Origin of the sequence: Kosakonia sp. BYX6, assembly GCF_038449125.1 — a bacterium.
In the GTDB taxonomy this organism is placed as follows: Bacteria; Pseudomonadota; Gammaproteobacteria; order Enterobacterales; family Enterobacteriaceae; genus Kosakonia; species Kosakonia calanthes.
In genome coordinates this window covers 1,801,998-1,818,004 of the sequence record NZ_CP151800.1, presented here as the reverse complement: position 1 = coordinate 1,818,004, position 16,007 = coordinate 1,801,998, and the positions used below count along the sequence as shown (strand labels likewise).

At 56.3% G+C, this 16,007-nt stretch carries 19 protein-coding genes and 1 other annotated feature; of the genes, 10 read left to right on the top strand and 9 right to left on the bottom strand.

What is annotated here, in order from left to right; all coding sequences use genetic code 11:
- The first annotated feature begins 34 nt into the window (after positions 1 to 34).
- The 7 genes from AAEY27_RS08455 to AAEY27_RS08425 are packed head-to-tail and all read left to right on the top strand — an operon-like array spanning position 35 to position 5,573.
- The gene (locus AAEY27_RS08455) at positions 35 to 1,363 is read left to right on the top strand and encodes a 4Fe-4S dicluster domain-containing protein (RefSeq protein WP_342325512.1); all 1,329 of its coding nucleotides are present in this window, start codon (positions 35 to 37) and stop codon (positions 1,361 to 1,363) included.
- A 2-nt stretch (positions 1,364 to 1,365) separates the two neighbouring features.
- Complete coding sequence (gene pduT, locus AAEY27_RS08450; protein WP_342324605.1) at positions 1,366 to 1,920, top strand: propanediol utilization microcompartment protein PduT; 555 nt, start codon at positions 1,366 to 1,368, stop codon at positions 1,918 to 1,920.
- The gene (gene pduU, locus AAEY27_RS08445) at positions 1,920 to 2,264 is read left to right on the top strand and encodes a propanediol utilization microcompartment protein PduU (protein ID WP_342324603.1); all 345 of its coding nucleotides are present in this window, start codon (positions 1,920 to 1,922) and stop codon (positions 2,262 to 2,264) included. The genes pduT and pduU overlap by 1 nt, the downstream gene beginning before the upstream one ends.
- 4 nt (positions 2,265 to 2,268) lie before the next feature.
- Positions 2,269 to 2,721: a EutP/PduV family microcompartment system protein gene (locus AAEY27_RS08440; RefSeq protein ID WP_342324602.1), complete on the top strand. Its 453-nt coding sequence runs from the start codon at positions 2,269 to 2,271 to the stop codon at positions 2,719 to 2,721.
- Positions 2,706 to 3,914 (top strand): acetate/propionate family kinase, encoded by a 1,209-nt coding sequence (locus AAEY27_RS08435; protein WP_342324601.1) that lies wholly within the window; start codon positions 2,706 to 2,708, stop codon positions 3,912 to 3,914. The genes AAEY27_RS08440 and AAEY27_RS08435 overlap by 16 nt, the downstream gene beginning before the upstream one ends.
- Positions 3,911 to 4,654 (top strand): uroporphyrinogen-III C-methyltransferase, encoded by a 744-nt coding sequence (cobA, locus tag AAEY27_RS08430; RefSeq protein ID WP_342324599.1) that lies wholly within the window; start codon positions 3,911 to 3,913, stop codon positions 4,652 to 4,654. Before AAEY27_RS08435 ends, cobA begins: the two co-directional genes overlap by 4 nt.
- A 52-nt stretch (positions 4,655 to 4,706) precedes the next feature.
- On the top strand, positions 4,707 to 5,573 hold the full coding sequence (locus tag AAEY27_RS08425) for an L-threonine kinase (protein ID WP_342324598.1): 867 nt from the start codon (positions 4,707 to 4,709) through the stop codon (positions 5,571 to 5,573).
- A gap of 27 nt (positions 5,574 to 5,600) precedes the next feature.
- Here the strand turns inward: AAEY27_RS08425 and AAEY27_RS08420 are convergent, their stop codons facing one another.
- The 4 genes from AAEY27_RS08420 to dacD form a co-directional block, all read right to left on the bottom strand.
- Positions 5,601 to 5,936, bottom strand: a complete 336-nt coding sequence (locus AAEY27_RS08420; RefSeq protein WP_342324597.1) for a DUF496 family protein — start codon at positions 5,934 to 5,936, stop codon at positions 5,601 to 5,603.
- A 166-nt stretch (positions 5,937 to 6,102) separates the two neighbouring features.
- A complete protein-coding gene (locus AAEY27_RS08415) occupies positions 6,103 to 7,161 on the bottom strand; it encodes an FUSC family protein (RefSeq protein WP_342324595.1) in 1,059 nt (352 codons plus the stop codon).
- Between the two features lie 125 nt (positions 7,162 to 7,286).
- Positions 7,287 to 7,760 carry a DNA gyrase inhibitor SbmC gene (gene sbmC, locus AAEY27_RS08410; protein ID WP_342324593.1) on the bottom strand — a complete coding sequence of 158 codons (474 nt, stop codon included), beginning with the start codon at positions 7,758 to 7,760 and terminating at the stop codon, positions 7,287 to 7,289.
- Positions 7,761 to 7,881: 121 nt separating this feature from the next.
- Positions 7,882 to 9,042, bottom strand: a complete 1,161-nt coding sequence (dacD, locus tag AAEY27_RS08405; RefSeq protein WP_342324592.1) for a serine-type D-Ala-D-Ala carboxypeptidase DacD — start codon at positions 9,040 to 9,042, stop codon at positions 7,882 to 7,884.
- A 210-nt stretch (positions 9,043 to 9,252) separates the two neighbouring features.
- Here dacD and sbcB point away from each other — a divergent pair, with 210 nt between their 5' ends.
- Positions 9,253 to 10,677, top strand: coding sequence for an exodeoxyribonuclease I (sbcB, locus tag AAEY27_RS08400; protein WP_342324591.1), 1,425 nt, complete (start codon positions 9,253 to 9,255; stop codon positions 10,675 to 10,677).
- 33 nt (positions 10,678 to 10,710) lie between these two features.
- On the opposite strand, the gene tsuB is transcribed toward sbcB, so the two are convergent.
- The 5 genes from tsuB to AAEY27_RS08380 all read right to left on the bottom strand — a co-directional run bounded on the left by tsuB (position 10,711) and on the right by AAEY27_RS08380 (position 14,716).
- Positions 10,711 to 10,938, bottom strand: a complete 228-nt coding sequence (tsuB, locus tag AAEY27_RS08395; protein ID WP_342324589.1) for a thiosulfate utilization sulfurtransferase TsuB/YeeD — start codon at positions 10,936 to 10,938, stop codon at positions 10,711 to 10,713.
- 17 nt (positions 10,939 to 10,955) lie between these two features.
- Complete coding sequence (gene tsuA, locus AAEY27_RS08390) at positions 10,956 to 12,011, bottom strand: thiosulfate utilization transporter TsuA/YeeE (RefSeq protein WP_342324588.1); 1,056 nt, start codon at positions 12,009 to 12,011, stop codon at positions 10,956 to 10,958.
- Between the two features lie 178 nt (positions 12,012 to 12,189).
- Positions 12,190 to 13,551, bottom strand: coding sequence for an APC family permease (locus AAEY27_RS08385; protein WP_342324587.1), 1,362 nt, complete (start codon positions 13,549 to 13,551; stop codon positions 12,190 to 12,192).
- On the bottom strand, positions 13,541 to 13,603 hold the full coding sequence (yoeI, locus tag AAEY27_RS22410) for a membrane protein YoeI (protein ID WP_425294673.1): 63 nt from the start codon (positions 13,601 to 13,603) through the stop codon (positions 13,541 to 13,543). Before yoeI ends, AAEY27_RS08385 begins: the two co-directional genes overlap by 11 nt.
- A 288-nt stretch (positions 13,604 to 13,891) precedes the next feature.
- Positions 13,892 to 14,716 carry an SDR family oxidoreductase gene (locus tag AAEY27_RS08380; RefSeq protein ID WP_342324586.1) on the bottom strand — a complete coding sequence of 275 codons (825 nt, stop codon included), beginning with the start codon at positions 14,714 to 14,716 and terminating at the stop codon, positions 13,892 to 13,894.
- A 174-nt stretch (positions 14,717 to 14,890) separates the two neighbouring features.
- Here AAEY27_RS08380 and hisL point away from each other — a divergent pair, with 174 nt between their 5' ends.
- Entirely contained in the window at positions 14,891 to 14,941 is a 51-nt protein-coding gene (hisL, locus tag AAEY27_RS08375) for a his operon leader peptide (RefSeq protein ID WP_001364200.1), read from the top strand.
- Positions 14,917 to 15,039: a sequence feature (His leader region), on the top strand. It overlaps the preceding gene by 25 nt.
- Before the next feature lie 35 nt (positions 15,040 to 15,074).
- Positions 15,075 to 15,974, top strand: a complete 900-nt coding sequence (gene hisG, locus AAEY27_RS08370; RefSeq protein WP_342324584.1) for an ATP phosphoribosyltransferase — start codon at positions 15,075 to 15,077, stop codon at positions 15,972 to 15,974.
- Positions 15,975 to 16,007 lie beyond the last annotated feature (33 nt).

Below are 16,007 nucleotides of genomic sequence, written 5' to 3'. Positions count from 1 at the left end.
AACCGCCCTTGTTGCCAGCCCGTGGGGTGAAGTTATGCCCGCCACGCCGGAAATCATTCGCCAACGCGTGCGCGACGCAGGCGTCGTTGGCGCGGGCGGCGCGGGTTTCCCAACCCATGTGAAATTGCAGGCGCAAGTGGAGATCTTCCTGGTCAATGCCGCCGAATGCGAACCGATGTTAAAAGTCGACCAGCAACTGATGCCGCAACAACCGGCGCGTCTGGTACGCGGCGTGCTGTATGGCATGCAGGCCACCGGCGCGCGCGAAGGCATTATCGCCCTGAAAGAGAAATATCACGCCGCCATCGCGGCCCTGACGCCCCAGCTGCCCGCGAACATCCGGCTGCATATTCTGCCGGATGTTTACCCCTCGGGAGACGAGGTGATCACCATCTGGCTAGCGACCGGGCGGCGTGTACCGCCCGCTGCGCTGCCGCTCAGCGTCGGCGTGGTGGTCAACAATGTGCAGACGGTACTGAACATTGCCCGCGCCGTTGAACAGCAATATCCGGTGACCCGCCGGACATTGACGGTGAACGGTGCGGTGCGCCAGCCGCTGACGGTCACGGTGCCGCTGGGCATGGCGCTTCACGACGTGCTGGCGCTGGCGGGCGGCGCGACCGTCGACGAACCGGGTTTTATCAACGGCGGGCCGATGATGGGCGCCCTGCTGCCCTCGCTCGATGTGCCGGTGACCAAAACCACTGGCGGGTTGCTGGTGCTGCCGAAATCGCATCCGTTAATTCAGCGAAGGCAGCAGGATGATCGCACCGTGTTGTCCATCGCCCGCACCGTCTGCGAGCAGTGCCGCTTGTGTACGGATTTGTGCCCGCGCCATTTGATAGGCCATGAGCTTTCGCCACATCTGCTGGTGCGCGCGGTGAACTATAAAGAGGTCGCCTCGCCGCAAACTATCCTGAGCGCCCTCACCTGCTCGGAGTGCAACGTCTGCGAAAGCGTCGCCTGCCCGGTGGGGATCTCACCGATGCGCGTCAACCGCTTGTTGAAAAGCGAACTGCGCCAGCACGGCGCGCGTTATGAAGGCCCGCTTCGCGAGGCCGACGAAATGGCACGTTACCGCCTAATCCCGGTCAAGCGCCTGATCAGCAAGCTGGCGCTCAGTGACTGGTATCAGGACGCCCCATTAACCGAACTTAACGTTGAACCTGCGCAGGTTTGCCTGCCGCTGCGCCAGCACATCGGCGCGGCCGCAGTCCCTTGTGTGTATGAAGGCGACGTGGTCACGCGCGGCCAGTGCATTGCCACGATCCCGGATGGCGCGCTCGGCGCACCGATTCACGCCAGTATCGACGGCACGGTCAGCGCCGTAACAGAACAGACCATCACGGTCGTAAGAGGATAACCATGTCTCAGGCGATTGGAATTTTAGAACTGACCAGCATTGCGAAGGGCATGGAACTGGGCGATGTGATGCTCAAAAGCGCCAATGTCACGCTGTTGGTCAGCAAGACGCTCTGCCCCGGCAAATTTTTGCTGATGATTGGCGGCGATGTCGGCGCGGTGCAACAGGCAATTGCCACCGGCGACAGCCTGGCGGGCGAGATGCTCGTGGACAGCCTGGTGCTGCCGAATATCCACGCCAGCGTGTTGCCCGCCATCAGCGGCCTGAATGCCGTTGAACAGCGCCAGGCCGTCGGCGTGGTGGAAACCTGGAGCGTGGCGGCCTGTATTAGCGCCGCCGATCGCGCGGTGAAAGCGTCGAATGTCACTTTGGTGCGCGTGCATATGGCCTTCGGCATCGGCGGGAAATGCTACATGGTGGTGAGCGGCGATATCTCTGATGTGGAAAACGCCGTTTCCGTCGCCAGTGAAAGTGCCGGAGAAAAAGGCTTGTTGGTTTATCGCACGGTGATCCCGCGCCCACATGAAGCGATGTGGCGACAGATTGTGGAGGGGTAATGGAGCAGACAACCGAACGCATGATTCAGGAGTATGTGCCCGGTAAGCAAGTGACGCTGGCACACCTTATCGCCAACCCAGGCAAAGGGTTGTACCAGAAATTGGGCTTGAGCGAGGCCGCGTCCGCAATAGGCATTTTGACCATTACGCCCAGCGAAGCCTCGATCATCGCTTGCGATATCGCCACCAAATCCGGCGCGGTGGAAATTGGTTTTATCGACCGCTTTACCGGCGCAGTGGTGCTGATTGGCGATGTGTCTGCCGTCGAATACGCGCTGCGCCAGGTAACGCGCACACTCGGTGAAATGCTGCATTTCACCGCCTGCCCGGTAACGCGGACCTGACGCCATGAAACGGATCATGCTGATTGGCCCCAGCCAGTGCGGAAAAACGTCCCTCACCCAGCGGTTGCGCGGGGAGGCGTTGGCGTATCGAAAAACGCAGGCGATGGTCTGGCTACCGGAGGCGATTGATACCCCCGGTGAATATCTGGAAAACCGTTGCCTGTACAGCGCGCTGCTCGCCAGCGCCTGCGAGGCCGATGTCATTGCGCTCACCCTCAACGCCGACGCTTACCTGTGTCCCTTTTCACCGGGTTTCACGTTGCCGATGAACCGCCCGACCATCGGCATTGTGACCAAAGCCGATGTGGCAAGCGCGGCGCAAATCGCCCAGGCCGGGCGTTGGTTGCAGCAATCCGGCGCGGGACGGCTTTTTATCACCAGCGCAAAAACCGCACGCGGTATTGACGAGGTGGTCGCATTTCTTCAACACCAGGAGTCCTCATGTCACGCACAATAATGGCGATTAACGCCGGCAGTTCTTCCCTTAAATTTCAGTTGCTGGCGCTGCCCGAGGGCCGCGTATTATGCCAGGGGCTGATTGAACGCATCGGCCTTGCGGATGCGGTTTTTACCCTTAAACAGGGCGAGCAAAAATGGCAGGAAACCCTCACTATTGCCGATCATCACGCCGCTGCCACGCTGCTGCTGGAAAAACTGCTGACGCTGCACATTATCCCGTCGCTGGAAGCCATTGATGGTGTCGGCCATCGCGTGGCGCACGGCGGCGAAGCGTTTAAAGATTCCGCGCTGGTGACCGACGCCGCACTGGCCGAGATTGAACGCTTAGCCGAACTGGCGCCGTTGCATAACCCGGTAAATGCCGCCGGGATCCGTATTTTCCGCCAGGCGCTGCCGCACGCGCCCGCCGTGGCGGTGTTTGACACCTCGTTTCATCAGACGCTGGAGCAGAGCGCGTTTATCTACCCGTTGCCGTGGCGCTACTACGATGAGTTGGGTATCCGCCGCTATGGTTTTCACGGCACCAGCCACAAATATGTCAGCCAATTGCTGGCGGAAAAACTCGGCGTGCCGCTGAGCGCCCTGCGGGTCGTCTCGTGTCATCTTGGCAATGGCAGTAGCCTGTGCGCCATTAAAGGTGGCCGCTCGGTGAATACGTCGATGGGCTTTACTCCGCAGTCCGGCGTAATGATGGGTACCCGCAGCGGCGATATCGATCCGTCAATTTTACCGTGGGTGGCATTGCGCGAAGGTAAAACGCCGCAGCAACTCAATACGCTGCTCAACAATGAATCCGGGCTGCTCGGCGTTTCTGGCGTGTCGCATGATTACCGCGATGTGGAAAAAGCCGCGCAGGAGGGCAACGCCCGCGCGAGTCTGGCGCTCACGCTGTTTGCCGAACGCATTCGCGCGACGATTGGCAGTTACATTATGCAACTCGGCGGAATTGACGCCCTGCTGTTTACCGGTGGCATTGGCGAAAACTCTGCGCGCGCCAGGCATGCCATTTGCCGCGATCTGTATTTCCTCGGGCTGGAACTGGATGCGGATAAAAACCAGCGCAACGCCAGCTTTATCCAGTCCGAACAGTCGATGGTCAAAATCGCGGTGATTAACACCAACGAAGAGTTGATGATTGCCCGCGATGTGATGCGCATTGGCCTGGCCGAACCGGTGGAGATGTCAGCATGAACGGCAAAGTCTGGCTGGTAGGCGCAGGCCCTGGCGATCCGGGGTTGATGACGGTAAAAGGATTGGCCTGTTTGCGTAACGCGCAGGCTGTGGTCTACGACCGCCTGGTAAACCCGGTGTTGCTCGAAGAAGCGCCGCCGGCGTGTGAATTCCACGATGTGGGCAAAGAGGCCAACTGCCACCCTATTCCCCAGCCGCAGATTAATCAGATATTGATCGATTGTGCCCGGCGCGGCTTGCGCGTGGTGCGGCTAAAAGGCGGTGATCCGTTTGTTTTCGGGCGCGGCAGCGAAGAGGCGCAGGCGCTGCGCGAAGCGGGTATTGCCTGTGAAGTCATTCCCGGCATTACGTCCGCCATTGGTGGCCTGGCCGCGGCAGGCATTCCGGTGACGCACCGGGATCATGCCTCCAGCTTTCATGTGGTCACCGGCCATTTACGCGCCGGTAACCAGCCGCAAGAGTGGCATAAACTGGCGGCGTTGCCGGGCACGCTGGTGGTATTGATGGGCATGGCACAACTGCGCGAGATTTGCGCCGCGCTGATTGATGGCGGCAAACCAGCACTCACGCCTTCAGCGGTGGTAATGCATGCCAGCACGCCGTTGCAACAGGTGGTCAGCGCGCCATTAGCGCGCCTGGCCGATGCCAGCGAAGCGGCGGGTTTCCACGCTCCGGCGCTGATTGTGGTGGGCAAAGTGGTGTCGCTGCGCGAAGTGCTGGCGTTCGACGGGCCGAAGTGACACTATCCAGGGCGTTGAATTTAAGACGTTTCGTTTTTAAAGGAGTGGCGCTGTGGCGCAGGCAGCTTGTCCCGCATCCTGCGGCGAAATCATCCAGGGCTGGATCCTTGGCAGTGAAAAACTGGTCTCCTGCCCGGTGGACTGGTACAGCAGCGTTGAAGTCACGTTTGGCGCACCACGGGCTGACGAACGCCCTCAGACACGCGCGATAGTCCGTCAACTGCTGGCACACTGGCAGTTGCCCGCCCGGCTTTCGCAAAACATCCGTATTGATTGCCGCTCAACCATTCCTGTTGCCAAAGGGATGGCGAGCAGCACGGCGGATATCGCCGCTACCGCCGTTGCTACCGCGCACCATCTGCAACTTCCTTTGGATGAAAAGACGCTGGCACAGCTTTGCGTGACGCTGGAACCGACCGACAGCACGCTCTTTTCGCAACTGACGCTTTTTGACCACAACACGGGTGAAACGCACATTCCCTGCGGCGGTTTACCGCATGTTGACGTGTTATTGCTTGAAAGCCCGCTAACCCTGACCACGGCGGATTATCACCGCATGGCACGCCAGCAGGCTTTGCTGGAAAACGCTCACGCGCTTGATAAGGCCTGGCAGAAATTGCAACGGGCATGCCAGGAAAACGATGCGGCGCTGCTCGGCGAAGCGGCAACCATCAGCGCCATTGCCAGCCAGGCGCTGTTGCCAAAACCGGAATTCAATACCCTGCTTGGGCTGGTGGAACGGTGTGGTTTGTATGGCCTGAATGTGGCGCACAGCGGTAGCGTGGTGGGATTGTTGCTGGACTCCTCCCGGCATGATGTCGCGGAGATCCGTTGGTGCTTAAAAGAGAAGGGATTACTGGCGCACTGGCCTAAGGATTACTTGCTGAAGATGGTCGCGGGCGGCGTAAGAGAACGGTGAGAGGCGCACCTCTCACCGCACAAGCACTTATTCTGCTTTGGGCTCAACAGACTTCAGTTCGCCCATTGCTTTGAGTTTTTTGGAGATTTCACGGCGCTCTTTTGAAATCTCAGCGTTTTTGATGATGTAATCATCCACGCGGTCTTCGTAATCGGTTTTCATGCTGGCGATGATGCCCTGAATAGCTTCAACGCTCATGCCCGGTTTGATGTAGTCGCTCAGGTTGTCCAGCAACAGAACGCGTTTCTGGTTATCACGGATCTTTTTCTCAACGTCCTGAATTTCGCGCTGCAATTTGTTTTTACGGCGAAACAGACGCACAAATTCCAGAACGTCCTGGAATGAAGGCTTGGTTGTTTCCATTTTCACACCCCTGATTATTTGAGATACGGATTCGTTAACGCAACTACCTGAGTGGCAAACCTACCCAAAGCAATTGCATATGACAATAAGTTTTCCTGCTGGCTATCATAACCGCAAACGCGGCTGAATCGAAACAACCCGACAGTAGCATGCGGTTATCCGTTGTTTATTTGCGCAGCGCCCGGCAGATCAAATGCGACAGCAACTCAAGCTGGCGCGCCAGCTCCATACTTAACCAGACATAACCGTGGATCGGCGTTTCCGTCAGTGGATCCCCTTTGTGCTCGCTAATCAACTGGCGCAGTTCCGCCATGATGTCGTTCAGCTTTTCCGTGTTCGCCAGTATCGGCTGCGGGTTACCTTCGTACAGCGCATGGGCGATGGTCAATAACGTTTGCTGGGTCATCTGCTGCGTCTCCCGCAACGTATTGGCGTTGATCATCACAAAATGGCTGGCGCGTGAGCTCCAGTGCGCGTTGATTTGCAGTTCCAACATGCACACCATATTGCGGCTCACGGTCTGGATGGCCTCAAAAATCGCGCGCTGAACATGCGTCTCTTTGCAGACGGGTGTAATGAGCGGACGCATCTTCACCACATCAGTGAGCATTTTTTGCAGATGCTTTTCCAAATGCGGCCGCTCCACCAGATTGCGCGAGAACCCCGCCTGGTAAACGCGATTGAAAGCGGTGACGTAATTAGCCATTTGAATACGCCAGTGCAGAAACGCGCGTTGCGGCCAGATGCCGGTGAACAGCATCGCCAGCAGTGAACCGATGATCACATCGCCGCTTCGCCACAGCGCGGTGTGCATATCACCGGTGGGCGCGCCAACCACCACGCAGAGCGTCACACCGATAATCAGCGCCTGATACGGCTTTTTACCCAATGCCAGCCAGCCACACATAAACATGGCCGCCGCACACCACAACAGCATAACAGGCAATGAAATCAGTTCGATTCGTAGCGCCACCAGCCCCAACGCGGCCCCGAAAATCGTGCCGCCAATGCGCTCAAAGGCACGTGGTACAACGTTTCCCCAAAAAGAGATAGGCCCCATCAACACCACCAGCGTGATCAACGGCCAGGTTCCTTCTGGCACATCCAGCAGGCGAATAAGCAAAAAGGTCAGCACAAACGCCAGTGCAATGCGCACGCCATGCACAATGCGGTAATGCCGGTAAAGACGAATTTCGAAAGGACTGAGTGACTTGTCGCGACGCACACCTGCTCTCCAGGTTAAAAACGAAAGGCGCAATTGTAGCGATATTTTCTGGCACAACCCCGTGTCCAGGACAAAAAAAGAGGCCAACAGACCGTTTCTGCGGCCTCTTTTTACCGGTTCAGCCCTTAAAGCACTTTCGGCTCGACGGGAATATGCATTTCGATTTCCCAGTAGCCGTCGCTTTGCCCGTCATTGTGGTAAACCTCAAAACAGGGGCCAGCGGCGATTTGCGAGGATTGATCGCTTAGCAACTCGTCGAAAAAGAGATCCCAGCAGGCTTCAAACTCCTCGTTGTAAACCCGCGCCATCGCCACCGCGTACTGACCACCCGGTATTTCGGTAGTGAGCACCCCTTCGCTATTGGCGGGGATCTGAAACGCGCTATCGACGGTAATCGCCACATCGCAACGCAGTTTTTCCGGCGGCACGTCGTCAGGGTTATCGTAGTAGACACACACCCACTCCAGCGGCTGGATTTGGTTACTTTGTACCCACATCGACAACTGTTCGAAGCCCTGTTTGACTTTCACATCCCACGGCCCGACCAGATGAAACCCGGCGATACGGCGTTTTGCAAGTTGCTTGACGTTATAGCCCATGCTGACCTCCTTTCCGTTACTGTTTGTGCATACAGTATAACTGCCCGGCGGCCATCAGACTTGCCGCACCCGTCAATTATGCGAGCAGACTCGCAGGCTCGCCAGTCTGCTCATTGGAGTATCAGGCTTTGTGGTGGATATAGTCGCTCAAACGTGAGAACCACCCGCCTTTGCCAACGCTTTCCAGTGTCACCAGTGGCCAGTGGGCAATCACTTTGTCGCGATCGTAAAGCTCGATTTCACCCACCCGCTGATGCGCCGCCAGCGGCGCGTCCAGCTCTTTTTTATCCAGTACATATTTGGCTTTGATATTTTGCATTTCCGCTTTCGGCATCACCATCCAGTAATCCTGATCGGTACCGACATCCACTTTCTCTTTATCGCCGTACCAGACGCGCTCGCTGCCCACTTTTTTGCCGTTACGCAGAATCTGCACGGTATCGAAGTTTTGCTGTCCCCAGTGCAGCAGTTTACGCGCCTGCTCTTCGCGGCCTTTCGGGCTATCCGCGCCCATGATCACCGCAATCAGACGGCGCTGCCCGTCGACACTGGACGCAATCAGGTTGAAGCCCGCGCCGGAGGTATGGCCGGTTTTCAGCCCGTCGACATTCAGCTTTTTATCCCACAGCAAGCCGTTGCGGTTTTGCTGCGTGATGCCGTTCCACGTCAGGCTTTTTTCGCTGTACATATGGTAGAAATCCGGCTCACCGTGAATGATGGCGCGCGACAGCACCGCCAAATCATAGGCCGAACTGTGTTGTCCTGGCGCATCCAGCCCGTGCACTGTTTCGAAGTGGCTGTCGCGCAGGTTCAACTGCTGCACGTAATCATTCATCATCGCCACAAATTGCGGCTGCCCGCCCGCGACATGATCCGCCAGCGCTACGCAGGCATCGTTGCCGGAATCGACAATCAAGCCACGGCTCAAATCGCGCACCGTCAGGCGATCGCCCGGTTTCAGGAACATCAGCGACGATCCGTCAAACACCGGATTCCCCTTCGCCCAGGCATCTTTCCCGACCGTGACCACGTCATCGGCGCTGATTCGGTGGCTGTCGATGGCGCGATCGACGACATAACCGGTCATCAGTTTGGTCAGACTCGCCGGATTACGCTGCTGATGCTCATTACCCGCAGTTAAGATTTGCCCGGTGGTGTAGTCCATTAAAACCCAGGAGCCGGCCTGGACTGCCGGAGGTTGTGGGGCAAAAGGTAAGTCGTCGGCCAGCGCGTGATTCACGCAAACCGCCAGCAAAGGAGCAGCAAACAAACGGCGTTTCAATGAAATATCCTCAATAGCATCCAAAATCGTCGTTCTTTTTACGGAACTTCCTGTGTCGATACCTGGTTAAATTGCAAAAAAATGTGACACGCATCGCTTTTAACAGCCTGTTTTTGCGAGGTTCCACGAAAGAGCCCGCGGTTTTTCTTCGGCACAATCGCTGCGATGGTTTACCATGGTCGCCATATTTTCTGACAGGATGAGCCACTGGTGTCTGATTCCGCTGCAACGCCCACTTTTCTTTTCCACGATTATGAAACTTTCGGCACCAGCCCGGCGCTGGACCGCCCTGCGCAGTTCGCCGCGCTGCGTACCGACGCGGATTTCAATGTTATTGGCGAGCCGGAAGTGTTCTATTGCAAACCGGCGGATGACTATCTCCCCCAGCCTGAAGCGGTGCTGATTACCGGTATTACGCCGCAAGTCGCCCGCGCCAAAGGCGAGAATGAAGCGGCCTTCGCAAAGCGCATTCACGACCTGTTTACCGTGCCCAACACCTGCGTGCTTGGTTACAACAATGTGCGTTTTGACGACGAAGTGACGCGCAATATCTTCTACCGCAACTTTTACGATCCCTACGCCTGGAGCTGGCAAAACCATAACTCCCGCTGGGATTTGCTGGATGTGATGCGCGCCTGCTACGCCCTGCGCCCGGACGGCATCAACTGGCCGGAAAACGAAGATGGCCTGCCGAGTTTTCGCCTGGAACACCTGACCAAAGCCAACGGTATTGAACACAGCAATGCCCACGATGCGATGGCGGATGTGTACGCCACCATTGCCATGGCGCAACTGGTGAAGACGAAACAACCGAAGCTGTTTGAGTATCTCTACAGCCACCGCAGTAAACAGAAGCTGGCGGCATTGATTGATGTGCCGCAAATGAAGCCGCTGGTGCATGTGTCCGGTATGTTCGGCGCGTGGTGCGGCAACACCAGTTGGGTTGCGCCGCTGGCCTGGCACCCGGAAAACCGCAACGCGGTGATTATGGTGGATCTTGCCGGGGATATGTCGCCGTTGCTGGAACTGGACGCCGATGCGCTGCGTGCAAGGCTGTATACGCCGAAAGCGGAACTGGGTGATAACGCGGCGGTGCCGGTCAAGCTGGTGCATTTGAACAAATGCCCGGTACTGGCGCAGGCCAATACATTGCGCCCGCAGGATGCCGAGCGGCTGGGCATCGACCGCCAGCAGTGCCTTGATAATTTGCAGATCCTACGTGACAACCCGCAAGTGCGCGAAAAAGTGCTGGCGATCTTTACCGAAGCGGAACCGTTTGTGCCATCGGACAATGTTGATGCGCAAATCTATAACGGCTTTTTCAGCGATGCTGACCGCACCGCCATGAAAATCCTGCTGGAAACCGAACCGCGCAACCTGCCCGCGCTGGATATCACCTTTGCTGACGGGCGCATCGAGAAACTGCTGTTTAACTACCGGGCGCGTAACTTCCCCGGCACGCTGGATGAAAACGAGCAGCAGCGCTGGCTACAGCATCGCCGCAACGTCTTAACCCCAGAGTTTTTGCAAAAGTATGCTGAAGCGCTACAAGCGCTGTTCCAACAGTATGAAGGGGACAGTGAAAAGCAGGCGCTGTTGAAAGCGCTCTGGCAGTACGCCGAGGAAATCGTCTAAGAGTGCCCTCCCATCAATGGGAGGGCATGCGGCTTACGCCTTCTGAACGGTGATGCTCCAGGCGGCGTCGCCAACCTGCTGGTAATCCGTGATCGTGTGGCCCTCTTCTGCGGCCCACTGCGGAATGGCTTCGGTCGCCTGCGTGCAGTCGAATTCGATAACCAGTTCATCGCCGCTGGCCATTCCCGCCAGCGCCGCTTTTGCTTCAATCAGTGGAAACGGGCAAACCTGCGTTACCACGTCGAGTTTTTTCACAGCCATAACAGCTCCTGTAAGTTTTAAGCCACAGCCGCGGCAAGCTTCGCTTTGCGCTGTGGGCGAACATATAAAAACCATGACGCAGTCCATACGCCAAGGATCATAAATACCAGACCGACCCAGCCCTGCCAGGTCATCATCGCCGTCATCACAAGGCCGTTACCGATGGAACAGCCGCCGGCCATACTGGCGCCAACGCCCATTAGCAAGCCGCCAAAACCGCTACGCAAGGTGGTTTGCGCATCCGCCGCACGCACGCGGAACTCGCGGCTGGCTTTCGCGGCGATAAACGAACCGAGGAAGATACCCAGCACCAGGAAAACGCCCCAGTTAAGGAACTTGCTCTGCCCCGCCACCAGGAACTGCAAAATATTCGCCGTCGGCGAGGTGATACCCAGACCAAACATACGGCCGGTGGCTTCGCTGAGCGGCCAGGCCAGCAGTGCGATCAGGCCAATCAACACCGCGGTGACGAACGGATGCCAGCGTTTTTCAAACAGAAGATGCGCAAGGCCAGTACGGCGCGGTGGTAGCGAGGCCACTTTCAGCTTCGGTTTACGCAACTCTTTGGCGACAAACCACAACGTGACGACGACCAGCAGCGCGATCAGCGGCCAAACGGAGAAACCAAAGGTCTCGGCAATGGAGTTGTGCGCCGTGCTGTAGGTTTTCAACACGTGATTGAGGCCGTCCGCGTGCGGCGAGCGCATCACTGCGCTCATCACCATATAGGTAAACAGCGCAATCCAACTGCCGATCAAGCCTTCACCGGCGCGATACCATGTGCCGGTCGCACAGCCACCCGCATAGACAATGCCGAGGCCAAAAATGTAGCCGCCCACCACGGTGCCAAGCCACGGAAACGTACCGGCATCGTATTGCAGCGCCCCGGTCTGAATTAAGGCAAAGACGCCGACGCTTTGAATGGCGATGGCTACCAGCAGGGCATAAAACATGCGGTTGTTTTTCGCGATATACATATCGCGAAACCCACCGGTCAGGCAGAAGCGCCCGCGCTGCATAACAAACCCCAGCAGCGCGCCGCAAATTAATCCACTTACAATCATTGAGAACATAACCGTGACTACATCAGAAAAAATCAGATCGCAAATTATTCACAAGCTAACTAGCCGTAACCAATAACTAAATTATCTAATATAGGTTTTTTGGTTATTAACATGCCGATTGCGAAATAAAGGCGAAAAAAAACCGGAGGTGAAACCCCCGGTTTGTATTTGCAGCAGGAAGCAGGGATTACTGCGCGATGTCTTCGTACTGCGGCACCGGGTTACGGAAGCTGCGGGTGACGCAAGCCAGGTAAACCAGACCAATACCGCCCCAGATCAGACCCAGAACCATCGAACTCTCTTCCAGGTTCACCCACAGCGCGCCAACGGTCAGCGCGCCGCACACCGGCAGAACCAGGTAGTTAAAGTGATCTTTCAGCGTTTTGTTGCGCTTTTCGCGGATCCAGAACTGGGAAATCACCGACAGGTTGACGAAGGTGAACGCCACCAGCGCACCGAAATTAATCAGCGCCGTTGCGGTCACCAGGTCGAAGTTGATCGCCAGCAGCGCGATAGCGCCAACCAGCAGAACGTTCCATGCCGGCGTACGCCATTTCGGATGTACGTAACCGAAGAAACGGGTCGGGAACACGCCGTCACGCCCCATGACATACATCAGACGGGAAACGCCTGCGTGCGCGGCCATGCCGGATGCCAGCACGGTCACGCTGGAGAAAATCAGCACGCCCCACTGGAAGGTTTTCCCTGCGACGTAGAGCATGATTTCTGGCTGTGACGCGTCCGGATCTTTAAAGCGAGAGATATCCGGGAAGTACAGTTGCAGGAAGTAAGACGCCGCGATAAATACCACCCCGCCGATAAGCGCCGTCAGGAAGATAGCGCGCGGAATGACACGTTCTGCGTCTTTGGTCTCTTCAGACAGAGAAGAGATGCCATCGAAGCCGAGGAACGAGAAGCAGAGGATCGTCGCACCGGTGATCATCGGCACGACGTGTGCGCCTTCAGACCAGAACGGACGGGAACTCACCAGCGTACCTGCACCTTCACCGTGAGATACACCATAGATGATAAGCCCAACGATAACGGCAACGATGCCCATTTGCAGGATAACGATCAGGGTGTTGAAGTTCGCCACGGTCTTGATGCTGCGCAGGTTGGAGATGGTCATAAAGGCCACCAGCGCCACCACGAACAGCCACGACGGTACGGAAGGTACCAGCGCTTCAAAGTAAATTTTCGCCAGCAGGATGTTGATCATCGGCATGAACAGATAGTCCAGCAGGGATGACCAACCCACCATAAAGCCAACGGCCGGAGAGATGGATTTCTGTGCGTAGGTGTACGCGGAGCCAGCAGACGGGAAACGGCGAACCAGTTTACCGTAGCTCAGCGCAGTAAAGAGAATGGCGACCAGCGCAAACGCGTATGCGGTTGCCACATGACCATCGGTCAGGCCGGAGACGATACCAAACGTATCGAACATCGTCATCGGCTGCATATAGGCAAGGCCCATCATTACAACCGGAATCAGCGTAAGGGTCTTACGTAATTCCACGCGAGAGGTTTTTGGAGTAACGTTATGCGACATGGCTATCCCCCAGTACGGCGAATGCCGTCGCAAAAGCAAATAATTGCCCCATTTGTGTTCTTTCCTCAGCGACAACGACTGTCGGTTTTTAAATGTGTATCTATCCGGTACTAAGCCCGGCCTCTTTTATTGAATGACGTTTTGCTTGCAATAAAAAAATAACCGACGCGTTGACGTCGGTTACTCTTCTCATTTTTTGCAGCGGCATATTCTGCAACAGAATGAAGCGCGATGACAATACGATGAGCTTTGGCTCATTGAATTAATGCGCCCAACTGATTGATTTTTAGGCCATCACTGGATTATTAATCATTTTAATAGCATTTTTTGTCAAAAATAATTACTCCAGCGGCATCTGTAACGGATCGGGATAAAGATATTCAAAGCCCAATTCATTACAAATGCGGCTGCCGTCAATAGTTTTACCTTTATCCTGATTCGAGGATTGGACGAAATTCGGCTCAACCAGGCCAAGCTGGCGCGCCATCTGCGGATAGAAGCTTTCGCGCAAAGGGTGTCCGGGCGCGCAGAGGTTATAAATGTGCCCGCCTTTTGGTGCCTGCAATAACAGCGTAATGGCGGAAATCACATCTTCCAGATGCACCAGGTTAACGCCATGCTGGCCGTTCGGCGCGGTTTTCCCGGCGAGAAAACGCCCCGGATGACGTGCTGGCCCGACTAATCCTGCAAGGCGCAAAATATCGACCGAAGTACCGGGCAGATTATGCAGCCAATCTTCCAGCTCCTTTAATACGCGACCGCTGGCGGTGACAGGCTCGCGCGGTGTCGTCTCTTTTACCACGCCGCTGGCATTGCCATACACCGAAGTTGAGCTGGTGAAAATAATGCGCGGAATGCGGTACGCCAGGGCGCTGTCGACAATCTCCTGCATCGCTTGCAGGTAAAACTCTTCATCGGGGCCACTGCGCCGGGCCGGAAGCGTTATCACCAGCGCATCGACATTCATCAACGCGTCCAGATCGTCTGTTTCACACACCAGTTCCGGTTCAAGGTTCAGCAAATAGCTTTCGATACCGCACATGCGCGCCGCTTCGACGCCATCCTGGCTGGTTTTACTGCCGGTGACTTGCCAGCCCCGCGCTGTTAAAGACAGCGCCAGCGGCATGCCCAACCAACCTAACCCGACAATCGCGACCTTTTTCATGCCTCTCCCCTGCAATATGACTCCGACTGTTTAAGGCTACGCCAGCCCCGGATAACTGACAATTCATAGAATGAATATGAAATGATTTAATCATAAAAAAAAGCCCTTGCCTTCAACGACCAAACTGGTTTACGTTAATTGCCAACATATGAATAAGCATTCATCGAGAATTTTATGACCCGCGTTCAATTTAAACACCACCATCATCACCATCATCCTGACTAGTCTTTCAGGCGATGTGTGCTGGAAGACATTTGGATCTTCCAGTGGTGCATGAACGCAGAGAGAGCCCCCGGAAGATCGCCTTCCGGGGGCTTTTTTTTGGACAAAATTCAGCAGGATAAAAGAGGAAAACAGAATGTTAGACAACTCGCGCTTACGCATAGCTATTCAGAAATCCGGCCGCCTGAGCGATGATTCACGCGAACTGCTTGCCCGCTGCGGCATTAAGATCAACCTGCACACCCAGCGTTTGATCGCCCTGGCGGAAAATATGCCGATTGATATTCTGCGCGTACGCGATGACGACATTCCGGGACTGGTGATGGATGGCGTGGTCGATCTGGGCATTATTGGCGAAAACGTACTGGAAGAAGAGTTACTGACCCGCCGCGCCCAAGGCGAAGACCCGCGTTACTTCACGCTGCGTCGCCTCGATTTTGGCGGTTGCCGCCTGTCGCTGGCAACGCCGGTCGATGAAGCCTGGGACGGCCCGGCTGCGCTGGACGGCAAACGCATCGCCACCTCTTACCCGCACCTGCTGAAACGCTATCTTGATCAGAAAGGCGTCGCCTTTAAATCCTGTCTGCTAAATGGTTCTGTTGAAGTCGCGCCGCGTGCTGGCCTGGCGGATGCGATTTGCGACCTGGTGTCCACCGGCGCCACCCTTGAAGCGAACGGCCTGCGCGAAGTGGAAGTGATTTATCGCTCCAAAGCGTGCCTGATTCAGCGCGATGGCGAAATGACCGACGCCAAACAGCAACTGATCGACAAACTGCTGACCCGTATTCAGGGCGTGATTCAGGCGCGGGAATCGAAATACATCATGATGCACGCGCCGAGCGAGCGTCTGGAAGACGTCATTGCCCTGCTGCCGGGCGCGGAGCGTCCAACCATTCTGCCACTGGCAGGCGATCAGCAGCGCGTGGCGATGCACATGGTTAGCAGCGAAACCCTGTTCTGGGAAACCATGGAAAAATTGAAAGCGCTGGGCGCGAGCTCAATCCTGGTGCTGCCGATTGAGAAGATGATGGAGTAAAGCGACGTGTTTGCGCCGGATGGCGCTAACGCT

Coding starts and splice junctions, on each gene's coding strand:
- AAEY27_RS08455 (WP_342325512.1), top strand. CDS start 35: ATGCCCGCCACGCCGGAAATCATTCGCCAACGCGTGCGCGACGCAGGC.
- pduT (WP_342324605.1), top strand. CDS start 1,366: ATGTCTCAGGCGATTGGAATTTTAGAACTGACCAGCATTGCGAAGGGC.
- pduU (WP_342324603.1), top strand. CDS start 1,920: ATGGAGCAGACAACCGAACGCATGATTCAGGAGTATGTGCCCGGTAAG.
- AAEY27_RS08440 (WP_342324602.1), top strand. CDS start 2,269: ATGAAACGGATCATGCTGATTGGCCCCAGCCAGTGCGGAAAAACGTCC.
- AAEY27_RS08435 (WP_342324601.1), top strand. CDS start 2,706: ATGTCACGCACAATAATGGCGATTAACGCCGGCAGTTCTTCCCTTAAA.
- cobA (WP_342324599.1), top strand. CDS start 3,911: ATGAACGGCAAAGTCTGGCTGGTAGGCGCAGGCCCTGGCGATCCGGGG.
- AAEY27_RS08420 (WP_342324597.1), bottom strand. CDS start 5,936: ATGGAAACAACCAAGCCTTCATTCCAGGACGTTCTGGAATTTGTGCGT.
- sbmC (WP_342324593.1), bottom strand. CDS start 7,760: ATGGGCTATAACGTCAAGCAACTTGCAAAACGCCGTATCGCCGGGTTT.
- tsuB (WP_342324589.1), bottom strand. CDS start 10,938: ATGGCTGTGAAAAAACTCGACGTGGTAACGCAGGTTTGCCCGTTTCCA.
- tsuA (WP_342324588.1), bottom strand. CDS start 12,011: ATGTTCTCAATGATTGTAAGTGGATTAATTTGCGGCGCGCTGCTGGGG.
- AAEY27_RS08385 (WP_342324587.1), bottom strand. CDS start 13,551: ATGTCGCATAACGTTACTCCAAAAACCTCTCGCGTGGAATTACGTAAG.
- AAEY27_RS08380 (WP_342324586.1), bottom strand. CDS start 14,716: ATGAAAAAGGTCGCGATTGTCGGGTTAGGTTGGTTGGGCATGCCGCTG.
- hisG (WP_342324584.1), top strand. CDS start 15,075: ATGTTAGACAACTCGCGCTTACGCATAGCTATTCAGAAATCCGGCCGC.